Below are 20,751 nucleotides of genomic sequence, written 5' to 3' on the forward strand. Positions count from 1 at the left end.
AAGTCACTAGAAGTTTATGCTATCCTAAATAAAAAAACGACATATTATGTCGTTTTAAAAAATATAAGTCTTATTATTTTAATTGAGCTGCAACTTCTGCTGCAAAGTCAGTTGTAACTTTTTCAATACCTTCACCAACTTCAAATCTAACCATAGATTTTAAAGTTACCTTTTTAGAAGATAATCAAGTTTTAACTTTGACTTTTTCGTCCATTACAAAACCTTGTTCTAGTAAAACAACATCTGAAAGTCTTTTACTTAATTTACCTGCAAGAATACCTGCTTGAACTTTTTCTGGTTTACCATTTAAATCTGTTGTCTCTTTAATAATGTGCATTTCTGTATCCTTAAATTCTTGAGGTACATCTTCAGTACTTAAATATTTAGGAGACATTGCAGCAACGTGCATTGCCAAGTTATAAGCATCTTCTTGTGAAATAACACCTTCAAAATCTAATAATACAGATATTCTTTTATTAGAGTGATTATAAATTGAAACTGTATGACCTTCTTTAATCATTGCATAAGCTGCTCTTCTGAATTCAATTTTTTCACCAATCGTAGCTGTTGCTGAAAGACAAGTTTCTTTAATTGTTGATCCATTATTAACTTTAACGTTTAAAGCTTCTTCTGGAGTGTTGAAATCATTATTTAACAATGCATCAGCAATTGACTCAATGATATCTAAGAATTTTTTATTTTGTGAAACAAAATCTGTTTCTGAGTTAACTTCGAATACCACAACTTTTTTATTGTTTGATTTTGCGTAAGCAACACCTTCAGCGGCAACTCTATCTGCTTTTTTAGCGGCTTTAGCTAAACCATTTTCTCTTAATCAAACGATTGCTTTTTCTATATCACCGTTTGTAGCATCAAGAGCTTTTTTACAATCCATCATACCAGCTGAAGTAATTTCTCTAAGTTGTTTAATTAATTGAGGTGATACTGCCATTATTTTTTTTCTCCTTCAATTGCTTTAATTTCAGTAGTTGAGTTATCAGGTTTGCTTTCTCTCAAGTAATTGTTAACTCTTTCTTCTTTTTTAGGAGCAACTGTTTTTAGCACTGATGGTGCAATTTTTAACCCCGCACCTTCAGCATAAGCTTCAACAATAATGTTAATTATCATATTGATTGATTCTGAAATATCATCATTTGCTGGAATAATGTAATCAACTAAATCTGGGTTTACATTTGTATCACAAATAGCAATAACTGGTATATTTAACTTTCTAGCTTCTTTAACAGCTATTTCGTCATGTTTTGGATCAACAACAAATACTGCTGCTGGCAATTTAGACATAAACTTAATTCCACCTAAAGCTCTTTCTAATTTATCTTTTTCTTTTCTAATTAAGATTTGTTCTTTTTTAGGTCTTAATGAAATTTTTCCTGTTTTGATTTCATTTTCAATATCTCATAATGCTTTAATACGCAATGAAATTGTTTTCATGTTTGTAAGTGTTCCACCTAATCAACGTGAATCAATGTAAAAATTTTGGATTCTATTAGCTCCCTCTTTTACTCCTAATTGTGCAACTGGCTTAGTTCCAACAAAAATAATTTTTTGTTTTGCTTTACCTAATTCAGACACAAATTTTTTTGCTTCTTCTAATTTTTCAACTGTTTTAGTTAAATCAATTATGTGAGTTTTATTTTTAGCACCATAAATATATGGTTTCATTTTTGGATTCCAAACTTTTGTTTGGTGCCCATATTGACATCCTGCATTTTGCAGATCATCTCTAGATACTTTTGTTGACATCTTTTCTTTTCCTTTTCGTTGTTCTTCCATTTAGTTCTAAAGAGCACCACCCCTTGTTTATACAAGTAAGCACTAGGCACTCAAATTCCTAAGTGTGTTTCGTTAAATTAATAATCGATACAATATTAATTATATATAAAAAAATAATCTCAATTGAGATTATTTTGTTTCTTGAGGAACAACAATAGCTTTTGTTCTTCCTTTACCAAATTTTTGATATTTAACAATTCCTGAAACTAGTGCAAATAGTGTATCATCCCCACCACGTCCTACGTTATCACCAGGGTGAATTTTTGTACCACGTTGTCTAAAGATAATTGAACCTGCATTTGCAAATTCTCCATCTGCTTTTTTTGCACCCAATCTTTTTGATTCTGAGTCACGTCCATTTCTTGTAGACCCAACTCCTTTTTTAGAAGCAAAATACTGTAGCCCTAATAAAAATCTCATAACTTATTCCTCCATTATTTTTAAATTCTTTGGATATTGAACTTCGATTGTTTGTAATTGAATTTTAATAAATAATAACATTCTCTGAAGTTCAAGGTCTTCTTTTTTTAATACTTTAATAATCATTTCATTATCTAAAACTTTTAAATTTACACTTTTGTCTGCTAATAATTCAAGAGCATTCAAGGCCCCAATCATTATTGCGGTTACTCCTGCACAAATCAAATCATTTCCAAATTTTCCTGCATTTGCATGACCTGTAACTGTAATTGATTCAATCACATTATTGTTACATTTCTTTATTAAAGTTTTAATCATTTTATTTTTTAGCTGGTGCTTTTTTTACTGCAGGTTTAGCTGCTGGTTTTTTTGGAGCAGCTTTTTTAACTTCAACCGGTTTAGCTGCTGGTTTTTTTACAGCAGGTGCAGGTTTTGCAGCAGGTTTTACACTTACTGATTTTGCAGCAATTTTAGCTTCAACTTTTTTTGGCTCTGCTTTTACACTTGCTGGTTTTTTTACAGCAGAGGCCGCTTTCACAGCAGCTGTTTTTTTAACAGGTGTTTTTGCATGTGTTTCATGGATGTGTTCTTTAATAGTTGGAACAGTAATTCCTGAACCATTAATTGAAATACTTTCAATTTCAACTTTTGTATAAGGTTGTCTATGACCATATACTTTATTTATATTTTTCTTAGGGTGGTATCTGATAACTCTAATTTTTTTACCTTTACCTTGTTTAAGTACTTTACCAACTACGACAGCCGATTTAATCATTGGATCACCAATTTTATCATCAATCATAATTACTTCTGTAAAATAAACTTTTTGCCCATCTTTAGCGTCTAATTTTTCAACGTAAATAACATCCTTTTCAGATACCATCAGTTGTTTTCCGCCAGTTTTAATAATAGCAAACATTTTATGTCCTCCGTTTATACTCGCCTTGCATGTGGGTTTAATCCTCTTGTGTACATGCTTAAAGTGCGGTTGAAACAAATCAACCTTTAAATATTCTATATTATTAATGCTTTAAATTATATTTTTTTTAAAAGAGCGGCGGCAAATCGTGAGATACTTCTTGCTTAATTAATGCTTTATTTGATTGAGTATTATCATATTCCATTTTAGTTCCACCGATTGTAACAGAAACCTTATCTTCATTCTTATGATTAGACATAAAAACAACTCCACTAATAGATCCAATTAAACTATTAATTGCTGTAAATGATGAAGTTATAATACTTGCAATACCGTTTAAAAAACTTCCAGTCATTGATCCACCATAAACTTTTTGTTTTTCCTTTATGTTCAATTTTTTCATTTAAATTTCCTCCCTTATCTATAACGTCAAAAAAATGAAAAATATTTTATTATTTTTCATTTTTTCATAAGTCATATAAATAATTTCTATCAACATCATAAATTGCAACTATTTCTTTAATAGCTTGAGTTGATTTAATTCCTTGATTTACAAGAAAATTAACTTTTACTAATAATTCTTTATCACTCAATTTTTTAGCTTGCTGATGTTTATTTGTTTTAAAAACAACACATACCTCTCCTTTGTCTACAAATTCACTTGAATTAATATATTCACTGACTTCATTTATAGATCCACGAATAATTTCTTCATTTATTTTTGTAAGCTCGCGAGCTACTGTAACTTTAGACTCAGGAAAGTGATTATTAATTATTTTAATTGTGTCTTTGATTCTATGTATTGATTCATAAAAGCAAATCAATCTTTCATTTGAGTTTCCCACAGCGTTTTTTAATTGATCAACTAGTTTAGTTTCTTTTTTATCCAAAAAGCCTACAAATATATATTCATAGAAATACTGTGATGATGCAATCAGAGTATGGTTAATTGCTGTAGAACCACCAATACATACAATGTTTACATTCATTTGTTTATCTCAAATAAGGTGCTCAATTAGCCTCATTCCAGGATCTGACATACCAGGGAGTCCAGCATCCGATATAATTGCAATATTGTTATTTGCATTTAGACTATTAGTAATAGTGTCAGAGAGACTTAGTTCATTAAACTTGTGCAGTGAAACTAAGTGCTTTTTAATTGAAAAATTATTTAAAAGTACTTTACTAGTTCTAGTATCTTCACAATAAATAGTTTCGACACTATTCAATATTTCGATTGATCTTTTAGACATATCACCTAAGTTTCCAATTGGTGTAGAAACAACATAAATAGTTGGTCAATTATTTTTGTATGATTTTTGAATATTTAACATAATTCCTCCAATAAAAAAAAAAAAAACCATAGGTTTATTTTATAGATTTAATTTGAATTTCATATGGTTGTTGGATGTTCTTTATTTTTACAACATCTCCAACTTTTTTACCTAAAATTGCTTCTGCAATAGGTGACTCGTTTGAAATTTTATTAAGAAATGGATCTGCTTCAATTGGCCCTACAATATAAAATGTATAAGTTTTTTTATTTTTTTTGTTTAACAACTCAACTTCTGTTCCAACTGCAACAAGTTTTTCTTTTGATGTAGATTTTTTTTCATCAATAATTGAAGCTTTTCTAATTTGCGCTTCAAGTTCTTTAATTCTTGCTTCTACTTCTGCTTGTCTATTTCTAGCTGCATCATAATCAGCATTTTCACTTAAATCCCCTTGTGCTCTAGCTTCAACTAGTTCTTCGATTACTTTTGGTCTTACAACTGTAATTAAATTATCTAATTCAATTTCTAATTGTTTAAGACCTTCTTTGGTTAAGATTACTGCATTGTCCATTTTTTCATTTCCTTTTAACTTGGTTTATTATACCTAAATATTTATTTGAAACAAAAAGAAAGAACTAAGTTCTATCAATTTGTTATTTTTTATTAATTTTAATTATTACGTGTCTAATCGATTTGTCATACATTTCAGATGAATTTCCATAAACATCTCAAGTTTTGACATGTAAATACATAGCATTATCATTTGTATTACCCTGCTCAAAAATTTCAACTTGCTCTGCTTTAAAACTTGGTATAGTTAGTGAGTTTCTATGAAATAAGTTATTTGTAATATTATATACATTGTAATTTAATCACTTTTGTTCTTGTTCTTTAGTTGCACCAACAACATTATTTTTATCAAGAAATCCTCATGATTCAATATCTTTAGGAACACTATTTCCATCTAATAAAATTTTATTAAACATATTTTTTTGTACTTCGTTATTTGCAAAATCAATTTCATGCATTGGCCCTGATCCTGAATGAGATGAAAACCCTATTTCAGAAGTTAAGTCCAAAAAGTACGCATTATCAATTACTTGAATCTTATCTTTTTCTGGTAAAGTCTCAGCAATTAGTTTATCACCTACTTCAATAACCTTTGTATTATTAGTAATACCTGGATTTCCCGTTCAATCTTTATCATAGTTAACTCTAACTTGTTTTTGTTCCATCTTGGCATTAAGATTGGCAGGAATATTTGATCCCTGATAGTTACTCAACATCATTCTAGCTCATATCTCTGTAACTTTTTTTAAAATATCATTACCGTAAATTGCTCTAATATTTTTAAATGATTTAGTATCTGGTAATTCATTAAATCTATCTGATTTTTGTAACGTAAAATCAAAATATTTATTTTTATCATGAGGACCCATTAAAAAGTCTGCACCACTAGTCAAATAATGGTTTGGATCTGTAATTGGAATACCTCCTTTATTAAATGTCCCCAAAGCTTGTTGGGTTAAAATATTTTCATAACTATTATATTCTAATTCTTCTTCTGGTAGTACTTCATTATCTCTAGATATAAATTCGTTCGTATTCCCTACAATTAAACCCATATAATTATTTGTATAATGATCTAAAAAATGTTGATGACCAAAATAGTCATCTCACTTTTCAGTTGGGTTTTTTTCTATGCTAACTCACATAGGAAATTGGAAAGAATCAGTTCGAGGCAGTATTTTAAGCGATTCAAGTTCCTTTTTTGCAGAAACAGTTAAAGCATAAGAAATAGTAGATATTTGATTTGATTTAAAATTATCTGGTATCTTTCCCGGTTTTACTGTTCCAGCCTCTCCCATATGTTTCCACCAATTCATTGTTCAATTATTTTTGTCTTTAATTATCTCTGCAAATTTTTTTCTTAATTCAATATTATTATCAAAATTACTATTACCAATTGGTTTATTTATAACAAATTCTTCAATTGTTTCTGGTTTTGTTATTTCTCCATGAAAAACATCAAAACCCTTAGTAATTGATGATTTAATATCTGCATTACTTGATAATACAATTGGTTGATCCAATATCAATCCACCAAGACCTTGTTTTAAAAGTGTTGTATCTTTATTTTGCCCACCCATTTTAGAAAGATCTATTTTTGCCCCCTCAAACATAAAGTTAAAAGGAATACTAATTCAATCCTCTTGTGCTGATTTACCTGGGTATTTTGGCGCGGAAACATATGTTTCATTATGTATAAAAGAAAAACCTTTTTCTCCAGTTACAATAATTGAAGACTTTTTATTGGCAATAGGTTCTATTTTAAAGTTAACAACTTCTTCTTTTACCTCATATTCTTCTATTTTTTTAAAAAATGACGAAATAGCTTCTTGTTGTTCTTTATCATCTCAAAAATTTTCATAATAAGTTTCGCCATTATCTAGCATAACAGTATAGTGAATACCAGCTTTTAATTCGCTTTGTGAAAATTCAGAAACAATATCTTCTATATAATTTTTTACATAATTAATTGGAAAATCAACTTTATAATCGTCATCCATATCCTTAAAATTATATTTATAATTTGTTATTGATAGTTCGTCGAGTTTATAGTTTCTATCTTCATCTTCTGGACTACGACCACCTGGTTCAGCTGGAGCCAATTTTGAATTTTCATCATGTTTTATAAAGTAACTATATTCACCTTTTACAGTTCAATTATCTGGAGTTGATTTTCCAGTTGATTTGACTAAAACTGTAATTTTGCTATCAGAATCGAGATTATAAAAATTATCAACAATTTTTTGAACATTTTTTTGATCTTGTTCTCATTTCACACCATTTAAAAATATATCATAGTGCGTTCCCAATTCAAAATCATATCGAGTTGTACCATCATATGTAATTTTTCTATTAATCAAATTAACAACATAATTACTCAAAAATGTTTCTTTGTTTACTAAAGCTAAATCATTTGTTGGATCAAAGTTATATACATTATTTTTTGGAATTTTCATATTTGAAATATCAACTGGATTTAAAGCCTTTTTCACTTCTACTTGATGAACTTGAACGTTAAATGACTTATTTTTAATGTCTGGAACTATTGAAGTTTTTGTGCTTTCATTTCAATATTCAAAATCAATAGTTGCATTTTCAATATCCTTAGAAATTCATGTATCAGAAAAAATTCTTAAACTCACATTAGAACTACCTGGCTCATTACTTATTTCTGAAATTCCAATTAATTGAGCTTTTTCTTCTCCACCTTCTATTGCCTCTCTAACTATATCGTTACCTGTTATTTTTCATCTAATAACATACCCTTTTAGAGGATTTTTAATTTTAATATCTACTATTTTATTATTTGAACGAGGGGAACTTGTTTCTCCTTGTTTTGTAGGATCTTCCTGCGCATCAATATAAATTGCATTATTATTTACACCCGAAATAGCAATTTCTGTATCGCCCAAAGAAAAATTACAAGCCGTTAAAATTATTGAACTTGATAACGGAATTGTAGCCATTGTAGAAATGAATAATAATTTTAATAATTTTTTCATGTTCTCTCCTAAATAAAACTGTTTTTATTTGAATATTTTTTTCTCATGCTTATTTCTATAATTTGTAATTGCAAAATTATGAACGCGTTCTTGAAAAGAATATAATACCTTATACAAATTAGTTTTATAGTTTAATTTTATCATTATATTTTCTGAAATAACTATTGTATCTGTTTTGTGATTAGAGTTTTTTTGGAGTCCAATAACAAAAATATCTAATTCTAAATCTCGTAGAATTTCTTTTGCAGCATTTAATTGAATTATTCCACCGTCAACAATAATAAGATCTGGTAATTCAGATTTATTTATTAATTTCTTTTGATATCTTCTATATAAGATATCTTTCATGCGATTATAGTCACCTTTTTCTTCAATATCGATATTTCATTTCCTAAAGTCTTTTTTTGATGGAACATTATTTTTATAAACAACCATAGCTCCAATTACTACATCATTTGATAAGTTTGCAATATCAAAAATTTCAATTGTATGAGGATATTTTTTCATACCAATAATTTGTTTCAATTCTGTAAGTGTATTGTAATTTATTGAGTCTTTATTTGAATTATAAAATTCTTCAGAATTTGTTTTTGCTAACTTCAAAAGTTCTTTTTCTACCATTGTGACTTTATCATTAATACTAAATAACTCTACCAATGTTTCACTTACAAGTTCAGTTGGTATAGTCACAATATCAGGTTTCATATTTTTTGAATAAAACTGAGTGATAAAGCTTTCAAATGCTTCATCGATTTCTTGTCCATTTAACTCATACGATTCTTGAAATGTATGTTGAAATTTACCACCTAAATAAAATAATATTGTAAATACAATGTGTGTATCATTTGCAAAGAAGTTGATAACATGTCTATCTTTGTTTTCTTTTAATAATACATTTTGTTTTTGAACAAAAAAACCAATATGATTTATCATTTCCTTTATTTTTTGAGCTTGTTCAAACTGTAAATTACTTGCCGCTTTATTCATTCTAGTTACTAAAATATTTTCTACATTATTAGTTTTGCCTTTAAAGAATTCTTTAATATTTTTTATTTGTTTATCATAAATTTCTTTTGAGACAACTTTAAAACAACCACCAAGACACTGATCAATATGATAATAGATACACGGAATACCAGTTTTGCCTTTGCATCTTTTTAGCGGATAAATACTTTGTAAAATATTCAATATTCTCCTAGCACTTGTACCCTCTGGGAATGGACCAAATGTATTTTGATATTTTTTAGATTTATAATTTCTGTGATATTCATATTGAGGGTCTTCTGATTTTGTAATTGAAATATAGGGATAAGATTTGTCATCATTTAAAACAATGTTATATCTTGGTTTATGTGTTTTAATTAAAGTTTCTTCAAGTAGTAAGGCTTCTTTTTCACTATTACAAATCATTGTTTTTATATCACTTATTTCTGATACTAATTTAGATGTTTTGTAATTTTGAGATTTTAAAAAATACTGGCTAACACGCTTTTTCAAGTTCTTTGCTTTACCAATATATATTATTTTATTGTCCTCATTGAAATATAAATAGCAACCAGGCTTTTCAGAAATATTTTTTAAATCAATCATTTTATCTCCAATACTATTTTAAATAAAAAAAGATATTTAATCTAAGATTAAATATCTTTTAAAGATCTTCTTTTTTTAAGAAAACTTCTCTAGGTTTTGCTCCATTTTGAGGTCCAATAATTCCTTCTTCTTCAAGCTGATCAATTATTTTTCCTGCACGGTTATAACCGATTGAAAATTTTCTTTGTAATAACGAAGTGGAAGCTTTTTGTTGATCAACAATAAACCTAATAATTTCTTTAAGCATTGGATCAGAATTTGAGCTTCCTCCTTGTGAAGACGAACTTCCATCTTGTGACATTGAAATTTCTTCTTGTTCATATTCAGCGTCAAACATTTGTCTTTGTTGTTTAGCACAATGCTCAACTATTTTTTCAATTTCATCATCTGATATGTATGCTCCTTGAGCACGTAATAATGATGACGATCCAGGTGGCATGTACAACATGTCTCCTCTACCAACTAGTTTTTCAGCACCTACTTGATCAAGAATTGTACGTGAGTCAATCTGTGAAGTTACTGCAAATGAAATACGTGTAGGAATATTTGATTTGATAACACCAGTAAGAACATCAACTGATGGTCTTTGTGTTGCTACAATCAAATGAATCCCCGCTGCTCGGGCCATTTGTGTTATGCGCATAATTGCCTCTTCAACACCTTTTCTGTCTCCTGTCATCATTAAGTCAGCAAGCTCATCAATAATAACAACAATAAATGGTAATTTCATTGTGATATCTTTTTGTTTGTTATTAAAACCTTCAATATTTTTTACTGCATTTTGAGTAAATAACATATAACGTCTATCCATCTCATTAATAACTTTTTTTAAAACATTGCTTGCTAACAACATATCATTAATAACTGGAGTTAATAAATGTGGAATATTTGCATACGCTGCAAGTTCAACTTTTTTAGGGTCAATCATAATAAATTTAACTTCATGAGGTTTTGCTCTCATCAATATTGAAGCAATTAATCCGTTAATCATAACTGATTTACCAGATCCAGTTGATCCAGCAACAAGTAAATGAGGCATTTTATCCAATTCACCAAATAACACTTCTCCAGTAACTGATTTACCAATTGCAAATAATAACTTTGAATTTGCTTTGTTTAAAGGTGGATTGGCTATTACACCTTTCATAGGAACAGCTAAAGGTGAAGTATTTGGAACTTCTATACCTACAGCCGCTTTACCTTGAATTGGAGCTTCTATACGGACATTTTGAGAGGCTAATGTTAATTTTAAATCATTTTCTAATTTAGTAATTGAGTTAACACGTGTTCCAGGTGCTGGGGTAATTTCAAATTTAGTGATTGTTGGACCAGTATTGATATGAGTTATTCTTGCATCAACTTTAAATTGTTGTAACAATAAATTTATATTTGCTGCTTTAATTTCATTTTCAGCAACCTGTGAAGCCATTGCATTTGCACTATTTTTATCTTCTGCAAGAATGCTCATTGGAGGTAAGATATATGATTTATTTACAAACATTGGTTCTTGTTCTTTTGGTTTAACTTCAACCTTTGAAGCAACTTGTTTTGGTTCTTGTTGAATGTGGTTTATTGGATTTGATTTAATAATTGGAGAACTATAATTTCTATTTTTGTATTGATCTTCAATTTCTTTTATTTCAACATTTTCTTCTTCTACTTCCATCAAGAAACTATCTAATGACGTTTGACCTGGATGATTTGCAGACTTAGCAACTGATTTTTTTTGCATTGGAGATATAGATGTATCTATTGAATATCCCTCATCACTAGTAATAACTTTTTTTGATGGTGTTGAAATTGATGTTGAAATTACTTTTTTTTCTAAATTTTCATAAACATTAATTTCTTTTGTTTTTTTAAGACTCTGAGTATTATCTTTTAATGAATAAAATTCAGAGTCATTATTATCAAAGTAATCACTTCTTTCAGTTAAAAATCCACTATCTATTTGTTTAGCACTATTAAAGACAATAGAACTAGGAGCTGAAGCACTTGCAATAAAACCTAAGTCATCAAAATCCATATCATTGTCAAAGTTATTATTTTTATTTTTTGTATAACTAGGGAATTCAATTGTTATATCACTTGCATTTGATGTTGATGCAACTTCTTCGTTGTCAATATCTCCACGTAAATTAAGTACATTAACTATTCCACCTCTTTTTGAAGAACCATTTATTTTTGATTTAACTGACAAAATTTTAAGACGCTTATATTTTCTTTCTTTAAATTTTGGTCCTCATTTTTTACCAGGTCATCAGTATAAAGGGTGTCCAAAAAATATCCAAATTATTGTTAGAACAAAAGTTAATATTGAAATAATTCAAGCAATTGGTGTTGTTAGGTATGAAAATACACCAGTTAAGAAAGTACCAATAACTCCTCCACCAGCTCAAGCATTTCAAAATGTTCCACTTTCTGAAATAAAGAAACTCTTTGGAGGGTTTGTTTTTGAAAATAATGATTTGTCTAATCAATGTTTTGTATATAAATCAAATGAGTTTTGAAATATGTTTTTGTCTCAAAACTTATTATACATTGGGTTAAATTCATTACCATAATCTATGAATGAATTTATGAAAAAAATTGTTGAAGATATTAAGAAGCAAATTGAAACAAATACGACTGCAACTATAAATAAAAATCTCTTTTTAAATTTAATCTTTAATCCACAAAATATTAAAATACTTGTAATAAAAAGTATTAAATAAATTGCGTACTTAAATCATCCAAATGGAAAAGCAAAAAATATTTCATCAATAAATCTTCCTATCATAGTCAATCTAAATGTTGCCATTATTGTGACAAATAGTATTAATAAAGATGAAACAATTCACTTAATTGAATCAGGTTTTTTTTGTGTTCTATTAACACTAAAAGCCATTGTATAGTCATTTGGATCATTGTTGTTCATGTTACTTGTGTTATTATTCATCATTTTCTCCTACAAATTTTTTAGTATCATATTTATATATTATAAATGATAAAAAAAATAAACCATTATAGGGTTTATTTTTTATTATTATTTGTCATCGGCTTTGGATTGTAATGCTTTGATTCATCAATCTCATTAATAGCTATCAATACTATGGGTTTTTTACCAGTTTCTTGTTTAACAATTGTTCCGATTTTAAATTGTAATGTTTTTTTAATTTCATCCAAACTAAAAGTTTTAGGATCTTTTTTAAATTCAGCAGCTGCTACAAATAACTCATCAGCAACCAATTTTTGTGTAAGTTTAAAAATTGGTGAATCTTCAAACACATAAATTAATCCTCTCATTTGAATGTCAATCAATGAAACAATTTGTTTAGTCTTTAAGTCAATGTTAACTCCCATTACCAATACACCATTTGATGCCAACTGGTGTCTTTCATTGACAACTACCGAAGAAACTCCTCCAGCCCCAATAGCATTTACAAATGAATCTCCAGCTTTAATTTTCTTATTACCAAATACTATTTTTCCATTGGTAGCTTTTAAAATTTGTCCGTTACTTATCAGCAGTGTATTTTTTTCATTAACTCCTGCTTCAATTGCTGCTTTTTCAGCTAACAAGAAATTTTTAAATAAACCCTTAATTGGTATGAAATATTTTGGTCTAAAAATATGAGTCATTAGCTTAATATCTTCAAATGAAGCTCTCATTGTTCAAAGAGTTCTGTCAGATAAAGACATTACTCTAGCATTAGTTCTAGCTAGTTCATCAAGTGTTTGAGCATGCCTTTTTTCAACACCTGCAATTGGTGGTGTTGCAAGAATGATAAAGTCTTTTTCATTAAATGAAATGAAATCTTCACTTTCATGGGCCATTTTCTCAAGTCTAGAATAAAGAGCATCCCCTGTTCCGTTAATAATAACAACACAGTTTGGATATTTTTCAATTTCGCTTGTTGGAATAATATCTCCAGGCTGTAAGTCTAAATCTTTTTGTACTAATTTTGAATTAACAATGTTAAACATTGTCTTACCATAGACTCCAACTTTTCTTCCAGCATCTTTTGCTTCTTTTATAATTTCATAAACTTTATAAATATCTTCTTCAAAAATACCAATAATTAATCTAGAAGATAAATCCTTCATAGGACCTTTAATGTATTTTTGGATTCTATGATTTGGCATTGTAAAGTCAATTCTTTCAGCATATTCAGAGTCACTAATAAACGCTAATATACCTTGTTTTGATAAATCATTTACTCAAAGAGTATCAGCTTCAAATGAATATTCCGAATTTGCTTGAATCATATAGTCACCCATATATACAATAGTTCCTTGATCAGTAACAACTGCAAAACCAAATGTATTTGGAAATGAGGCTGTTGCTTTAAACACATGAATCTCAGCATTTGCAAATTTAATTGCATCCTTATTTTTAATTGTTTTATATGAACTAGCATTATGCTTAATTTTTTGTTTTGTGATTCTGTCTCTTAATAAATCAACTGCAATTTCACTGCAGTAAACAGTAACATTTGGAAGTTCTTTTAAAAGATTACCTATTCCACCAGCATTATAAATTGATGGATTTGATAAAAACACCCCTTTTATTTTATCCTCATTTTCTTTTAAGTATGTAAAGTTAGGAACTACTTGGTCAATCCCAAGTTGTGTTTTTTCTGGGTACTTCAAACCACAGTCAAATATATAAATTTCATTTTCTATTTCGATACAGAATATATTTTTACCTTTTTCATCTTGCCCACCAAGAGCAAAAAAATTAATTTCTTTCATTGTGTAACTCCTTTTATTTAATTTTTAAGTAATCGAATTAATGTTATAAATATTCTACTATACAAAAATGAAAATGAAAATAAAGTATTGCAATTAATTGATAAATTATGTCTCTTAGAGCTTATAAGCTAATAATCTTAGTATAAATATTTTTCTATTGTCTCAAATTCATATTAATTTAAATATTATTTATTTTTTAATACTTGGAATCAAAATTAATATTGCAGTAATTAAAAATGTCCCTACTACAAATATTGGAATTGTGATTCACAGTCAAACCAAATCAAGTATTACTTTTTTATCAACAGAAATGATTACAAATAAAGTTGGGATATACGCAAAAAATGTTGTAATTACACATAGGAAAATTGCTTGTTTAAATATATGTCAAATAATACCATTTTTCTTATAACCCATTATCATAAGTGTCTTATAGGTATTGATGTTTTCAATTATATAAATTGATGTACTTGATATAGACATTGCTAACGAATAAACACCAACCACAATAACAATTATTTTTCCCAAGAATGCAAGTCCATTTGCATAAATTTGATTTGGGTCAGTTTCGATATATGTACTTGAAAATTGGTTTCCAAAATCTAAAAAAGAAAATGAATATGAAGCAAAAAAGGCAGTTATTATGTACATAATTGAAATGTTTAATAGTTTGTCTTTTGAATAATCAAATTCCTTTAAACTAAACACTGTACTTTTACTATTACAAAATATTATAGTTAATAAGAAAAAAATTAATTTTGATAAAGGCTTAATTATAAAGGCAATTGATAATATTAAAAACAATCCTCCAAATAAATATGTTGCTCCATTTATTTCTGGATTTGATAAATAAATTCCTATAGAAGATGCCATTAACAATAGTGAAATAACTATAGAAACTATTATGAAAATAATTTTATTTTTTCTTGAAGTAATTTTTTTTGTATTTACTACATTAATCTTTGAAGTTGAAACAAACAATAAAAATAATACAAATAAAGTTGCAACTAAAATATAAATTATAACTTGAATTGGGTTAATAACTAATTTAAATGACTCTTTTAAAATTTGATCATTTATTAATAGATTTATAAAAATTTTTGATAACGGAAATGAAATAATATAAGAAAGAACTATAAACGGTAATATAAATATAATATTTTCATAGAATATTATTTTACGAATTTGACTATTCTTAAATCCCAATATTCTAAAATCATAGTACTGATCTCTCTTTAATTCAAAATTCGTACTTGCTGTTATTTTGACCATTATTATTGATATCAAAAAAACCATAGCAAAATATATTACTGTAAATCCTGAAGCACTAGATTCCTCTTCTTTCATAGCTAATGTTGATATAAATATATTTAGAAATGTTGATATAAATGTTGAAGCTAAAAAAATTATAAAAAATGTTGATAAAGAAATTTTTCAATTTCTTTTTACTTGTTGAAACGCAGTTCTAAACATTTTTGAATAATGTTTCCATTTTTGCTTCAATATCTTTAACATCCATTTTTTCATTTATTGATTCAACTTTTTTTTCATCAATAAAAATTACCACATCCATCCATTTAGCAACCATTGGATCGTGTGTTACAACTACAAGAGTTTTATTAAACTCTCTAGAATTGCTAATCAATTCCTTTATTATGATGTCTCTAGTCATCATGTCTAATGCGCCAGTTGGTTCATCAGCAAAAATTAAATCATTATTACCAATTAGAGTTCTTGCAATTGCTACTCTTTGTTTTTGTCCACCACTAAGTTGACTTATTTTTTTATTTAATAAATTTTTTATATTTAATTTTTCACAAATATTTGCTAATTTATTTGCATCAATTTTTATTTTATTTATATCTTGAATTAGAGATATGTTTTCAGTTATTGATAAATAATCCACTAATTTATAGTCCTGAAAAATATATGATATATTTTTTGATCTAAATTCTGTAAGTTTTGGTTCTTTGATTGAATTTATGACAGTACCATTAACTCATATCGATCCTGTATCTGGAACATCCAATCCAGACATCAAATTCAATAAAGTCGTTTTACCTGATCCACTGTAACCCATAATAGCAACCGTTTTGCCTTTTGATATTGATAGGTTTATATTTTTTAATATATTATTTTTAGTTACATTTTCCAATGAAATGATTATTGACTTGTTCGTCATATGTTGTCTCCTTAAGTTTTTTTTGATATTTAAATACTTAATTTTGGAGGAGCAATTACCTTATTAATGGTTAACTTATTATTCTGATTAATTTTGGAGACTATAATTAAATAACTGTTATCAAGTCATTTTTTTAAACTAAATATCGTTCTATTGAAATATCGTTCTATCGTTAAAAAATTTTTAACTATAAATATAATCACCTTGTCAAAAAAAGCAAAGTATAAATAAGCAATTAATATTAAATTTATAATTAAAATTAAATTTATAGAAATAATAAAAAGTGAAATACACATTAGTATTAATCATCACAAAATAAAAATTACTGGTGAAAACACGATTAAAAAACTATATTTAGCTAAAATTTTTAATGGTTTTTTTGTAGGTTTAAATATAACAATTTTATACACAATAAATAAAGGTATTAACAATAAAAAATTAAAAGACATAAGTAAAATCATTAATATTAAAATGAATAATTTTTTAATTTTATTTTTATCGCATTTCAAGTTCATAATTACCTCAGTGTCTATAAATTATATCAAACCATTTTCTTTTATTGCTTCCCAAAGCGATAATGAAAAAAAGTTTTTATTAGTTTTTAATATTATAAATATTAAAAAATAGAACCATATGGTTCTATTAATAACCTTCTGTTTTATTAATTTTATACATAAATTACTTATTTGATAATTCTTCTATTAAAGATAACTCAAGATAACTCAAGTAAAACACCTGCACTTATAACTAAAATAGATAATGGTATTCAGACATTAAATGTCGAACCAATATATTCTAATTGACCATCATTTTTACCAAATTTATATATGTCAGCCTTAGTAGGTTTTTCATCATTTAATTTTTTTGTAGGATCTTTTTTTATAGAATCTTCTATATCATCGTCAATTAATTTTTTATGAGTTGCAGATAAACTATCATCGCTACCATTTTTAAATTGAACACTAAAGTTTCTTTCTCCAAATCATTTATCATCAGTTGAATATGCCACTAATCCATTTAAAATTAATTTATTGGGTGAATTTAACAATCTTATAAATTTAAAATCAATTTGATCATCTTTTAATGAACCACTATTATATGTAATTAATTTTTTCATTTTATTTATAAAATCACCTTTATTTACAATTGGATCTTTATCTAAATCTCACATAAGAACATCAGCAAGTCCACTACCATTTGGGTTTGGAACTAAATTTAAATAGTTATTAATATTATTTGTATTTTTAATGCTTTCATCAAAACCATATACATATGTTACAAATGGATTAAAAAAATCATTTTGACTATTTTGAAATACTTTATTGTAACCAGAATTATAAAATAATGAAGTAAACATCATACCTGGATTAATTAGCATTTTAGTTCTCATTTTTTTCAAGTATGTTTCTGGATCTATAAGTTGATCATCACTATTAATATTTCCAATATTATATTGAGGCGCATCATTTTTTATATATTCTCTCAAAATATCAAAATAAACTTTAAAGAATACTCGTGCTCCATCTGAAGAAACACCTAATCATTTTTTTTCAGTGTCATTAGCATTTGTAGTTAATCACAAGTTTGTATCTGCTGCACTTATATTTAAGTTATCAGAGTTACTCCCACCAATATCAAATATTGAAGATCTTGGATTAAAAGTTTCATAAGAATTAACATATGAAAATTTTGCTGTTTGATTTACAATATCAATTATTTCATTCATTTCACTTGTTGCTCAAGATTGGTTTTTTAGAAAATAAATAAAATTATCAAATCCTGTTGCACCAGTAAATCTTTTATTTTTATTTGAATCTAAAGTAAAAAATGAATTTTCATAACTTGATTCTTTGTCAGAAATAAATTTTTTATCTAGATTATTAATAACATTAATAAAATTTAAAACACTATTATTTTTTATTAATTTTAAATACTTATCTTTGTATGTTTTATTTTTTTCATTATTAATAAAATCATTGAAAAAGTGTTCATCACTTGTTGATGTAATAAGTGGAAGTTTATTTTCAATAAGTTCTGCAGCCAAACCATTATAAATTAAATCATTTACATAACTTCTAGACATAAATGTCGCTGTAGATTCTGGTGGATACTTATCTCTTTCATTATTGATATCATAATTTTGTTTTACATTTTTAACAATTACCGCAGTACCTGTCCCTCTTACATCATGTAAGAAATAATCATCATATAAAGTAAACATTTCAAAAAAACTTGAAGTCTTATCTTTTGAATTTTTTGTATCTTTTGGAAACACTATTGAAACTTGACTATCAATAATTCCATTTTCATTTTTATGGTCATTTCTTATTTGATCAAATTCATCTAATATTGCAAATTTTTGCATTGTTTTTTTACTAAACTCTTGTTCATTCATTACAACATTACTATTGACATAAGAATCAAGTATTGCGAATAAAGGCATTACAGCAAATAAGATACCTATGATAACACCAAAAAATGTTGTTGCAATAGCATTTCTAAACGATGCAAATAACAATAAAAAACTCGAAATCAGTACTTCATAGATAAATATTGTTAACATACCAAAGACTAATTGAACAGTTGACATTTGGATATATGACACACCTGAGAATAAACCCAAAAAAAACCAAATAAAGAAGAAAAGTATTTCAATAGGTAAAATATACGTTTTTTGAGCAAATAGTCTCTGAAAAAATATACTATCATTTTTATATCCACTTCTTATTTCTAAATTTGTGACACCCAAATCGAGGTCCTTATTATAAGATGAACCTACAAAAAAAAGATTAAAAAATGTCACATAAATTAAAAGAAGAGCAAATGATACTCATCCAAATATGGATAAGTTTGCTGATATAATCCCATAAACTGTTGATCCTACAAAGGCTAAGATAAATATGCAGAATAATACAATATTAATTTTAGAATAAATTTGATTTAAAACTACTCTCTTGAAAATTGGATAATTATTAAACATAACTATTTTTCTCCTTTAATTTTGTTTTCATCTAAAACTCGTCCAAATACTTCTTCATATTTAGCATTATATTTTTCATCTTCAACTTCTTTTATCTTGTCATAATCAATACCTTTAATTTCACGGCCAACTACTTTAATGTAAATTTTTCTCAAATCTTCATTTTTCACGTCAAAATATTCATCATAAACTAATTGGCCATATCCATCTTGTTTTTTCAATAAAATAGCCCTATTAACAGAATTATTTAATTCATCAATATTATGAGATGTAATAATAATTGTTTTGTTATGTTCTTTACTCAAGTGCTTTAGAACCCCCATAAATTCTAATCTAGAATAAACATCAAGGTTTGCTGTTGGTTCATCTAAAATTATGATTTCGGGATTGGTTACAAGCACTGAAAGTAATAACGCTTTTTTTTGCATACCAGCAGATAAGTCTGAGAATTTGTTTTTTGCATATGGCTTAAGAGTTAAAGCTTCCAAATATAAATTAATATACTTATCTAATTCTTTTTTATGAACTCCTTTTAACATCGCTGAGTAATATGCAAATTGAACAATATTAAAGTTTTTTGGGTAGTTATTTTGATCAGGAAAAAACGCAATTCTACTTAAAGCATTTTTTTCATTTAGTTGTTTACCTTCAAGAGAAACAAAACCTGAGTCTTTTTTAAGTTCATTAAATATTAGTTTAATTGTTGTAGTTTTACCTGTCCCATTGTCTCCAATAAAACCAACCATTTCACCTTTCTTAATTGAAAATGAAATATTTTTAACACCACTGCCATTACCAAATTCTTTTGTAACTCCAGAGACAATAAAATATGGATTTGTTTCTAATCTCATTCTTACAATATTTCTTCCCGAAATTGTTGATTCATCAACAAATTCAACTTTGTCTCTATTTTTTCTTTTATTTTTTAATGCAACTAATTTATTTTCTTCTTTAATGTCTTTAATGTCAATGGTTTTGATCATATCGATGTCAATTGGTTTTTTGGTATTATTTTTTTTAAGAACTTCTGAAAGAATTTCTAAGTTATCCCTTTTACCAAACTCATAGTCTTGAATTGCTACAGTAGGGTCAGGCTGATACGGTTTTCTATATAAATGAGATTCATTTTGTTCTTTAATATCAAACGCATCATAGTATTCACTCTTTTTAGCATTACTTGGTTGTTGTTCATTTTGATTTTTTTTATTGTCAAACATGCTCGCTAAATCCTATTAGTTTTAAATATGTATATATTATATATATTTTTGACTATAATATTTTTAAAA

Annotated in this window: 15 protein-coding genes and 1 pseudogene; all 16 read right to left on the bottom strand. The window is 27.0% G+C overall.

The window, feature by feature from the left end:
- Nucleotides 1–73: 73 nt before the first annotated feature.
- The gene (tsf, locus tag STIUS_RS02560) at nt 74–952 is read right to left on the bottom strand and encodes a translation elongation factor Ts (RefSeq protein WP_162649816.1); all 879 of its coding nucleotides are present in this window, start codon (nt 950–952) and stop codon (nt 74–76) included.
- On the bottom strand, nt 952–1,764 hold the full coding sequence (gene rpsB, locus STIUS_RS02565) for a 30S ribosomal protein S2 (RefSeq protein ID WP_162649817.1): 813 nt from the start codon (nt 1,762–1,764) through the stop codon (nt 952–954). The genes tsf and rpsB overlap by 1 nt, the downstream gene beginning before the upstream one ends.
- Nucleotides 1,765–1,923: 159 nt before the next feature.
- The gene (gene rpmA, locus STIUS_RS02570; RefSeq protein ID WP_162649818.1) at nt 1,924–2,214 is read right to left on the bottom strand and encodes a 50S ribosomal protein L27; all 291 of its coding nucleotides are present in this window, start codon (nt 2,212–2,214) and stop codon (nt 1,924–1,926) included.
- A gap of 3 nt (nt 2,215–2,217) precedes the next feature.
- Nucleotides 2,218–2,532 (bottom strand): ribosomal-processing cysteine protease Prp, encoded by a 315-nt coding sequence (locus tag STIUS_RS02575; RefSeq protein ID WP_162649819.1) that lies wholly within the window; start codon nt 2,530–2,532, stop codon nt 2,218–2,220.
- A 307-nt stretch (nt 2,533–2,839) separates the two neighbouring features.
- Nucleotides 2,840–3,133, bottom strand: a pseudogene (rplU, locus tag STIUS_RS03725) (50S ribosomal protein L21); the annotation flags it as partial.
- Between the two features lie 127 nt (nt 3,134–3,260).
- Complete coding sequence (locus tag STIUS_RS02585; RefSeq protein ID WP_162649820.1) at nt 3,261–3,536, bottom strand: hypothetical protein; 276 nt, start codon at nt 3,534–3,536, stop codon at nt 3,261–3,263.
- A 49-nt stretch (nt 3,537–3,585) separates the two neighbouring features.
- Nucleotides 3,586–4,467 carry a 16S rRNA (cytidine(1402)-2'-O)-methyltransferase gene (gene rsmI, locus STIUS_RS02590; protein WP_162649821.1) on the bottom strand — a complete coding sequence of 294 codons (882 nt, stop codon included), beginning with the start codon at nt 4,465–4,467 and terminating at the stop codon, nt 3,586–3,588.
- Between the two features lie 34 nt (nt 4,468–4,501).
- Nucleotides 4,502–4,978, bottom strand: coding sequence for a transcription elongation factor GreA (gene greA / locus STIUS_RS02595; protein WP_162649822.1), 477 nt, complete (start codon nt 4,976–4,978; stop codon nt 4,502–4,504).
- 82 nt (nt 4,979–5,060) lie between these two features.
- Nucleotides 5,061–7,979 (bottom strand): hypothetical protein, encoded by a 2,919-nt coding sequence (locus STIUS_RS02600; protein WP_162649823.1) that lies wholly within the window; start codon nt 7,977–7,979, stop codon nt 5,061–5,063.
- Between the two features lie 24 nt (nt 7,980–8,003).
- Nucleotides 8,004–9,569 carry an excinuclease ABC subunit UvrC gene (gene uvrC, locus STIUS_RS02605; protein ID WP_162649824.1) on the bottom strand — a complete coding sequence of 522 codons (1,566 nt, stop codon included), beginning with the start codon at nt 9,567–9,569 and terminating at the stop codon, nt 8,004–8,006.
- Nucleotides 9,570–9,627: 58 nt separating this feature from the next.
- Entirely contained in the window at nt 9,628–12,507 is a 2,880-nt protein-coding gene (locus tag STIUS_RS02610; protein ID WP_162649825.1) for a DNA translocase FtsK, read from the bottom strand.
- A gap of 74 nt (nt 12,508–12,581) precedes the next feature.
- Nucleotides 12,582–14,303, bottom strand: a complete 1,722-nt coding sequence (locus STIUS_RS02615) for a ribonuclease J (protein WP_162649826.1) — start codon at nt 14,301–14,303, stop codon at nt 12,582–12,584.
- Nucleotides 14,304–14,492: 189 nt separating this feature from the next.
- Nucleotides 14,493–15,806, bottom strand: coding sequence for an FtsX-like permease family protein (locus tag STIUS_RS02620; RefSeq protein ID WP_162649827.1), 1,314 nt, complete (start codon nt 15,804–15,806; stop codon nt 14,493–14,495).
- Nucleotides 15,769–16,485: an ABC transporter ATP-binding protein gene (locus STIUS_RS02625; RefSeq protein ID WP_162649828.1), complete on the bottom strand. Its 717-nt coding sequence runs from the start codon at nt 16,483–16,485 to the stop codon at nt 15,769–15,771. Before STIUS_RS02625 ends, STIUS_RS02620 begins: the two co-directional genes overlap by 38 nt.
- A 682-nt stretch (nt 16,486–17,167) precedes the next feature.
- Nucleotides 17,168–19,465: a hypothetical protein gene (locus tag STIUS_RS02630; protein WP_162649829.1), complete on the bottom strand. Its 2,298-nt coding sequence runs from the start codon at nt 19,463–19,465 to the stop codon at nt 17,168–17,170.
- A 2-nt stretch (nt 19,466–19,467) separates the two neighbouring features.
- Nucleotides 19,468–20,682: an ABC transporter ATP-binding protein gene (locus tag STIUS_RS02635; RefSeq protein WP_162649830.1), complete on the bottom strand. Its 1,215-nt coding sequence runs from the start codon at nt 20,680–20,682 to the stop codon at nt 19,468–19,470.
- Nucleotides 20,683–20,751 lie beyond the last annotated feature (69 nt).

This window comes from Spiroplasma sp. TIUS-1 (genome assembly GCF_010365785.1).
Classification (GTDB): Bacteria; Bacillota_I; Bacilli_A; order Mycoplasmatales; family Mycoplasmataceae; genus TIUS-1.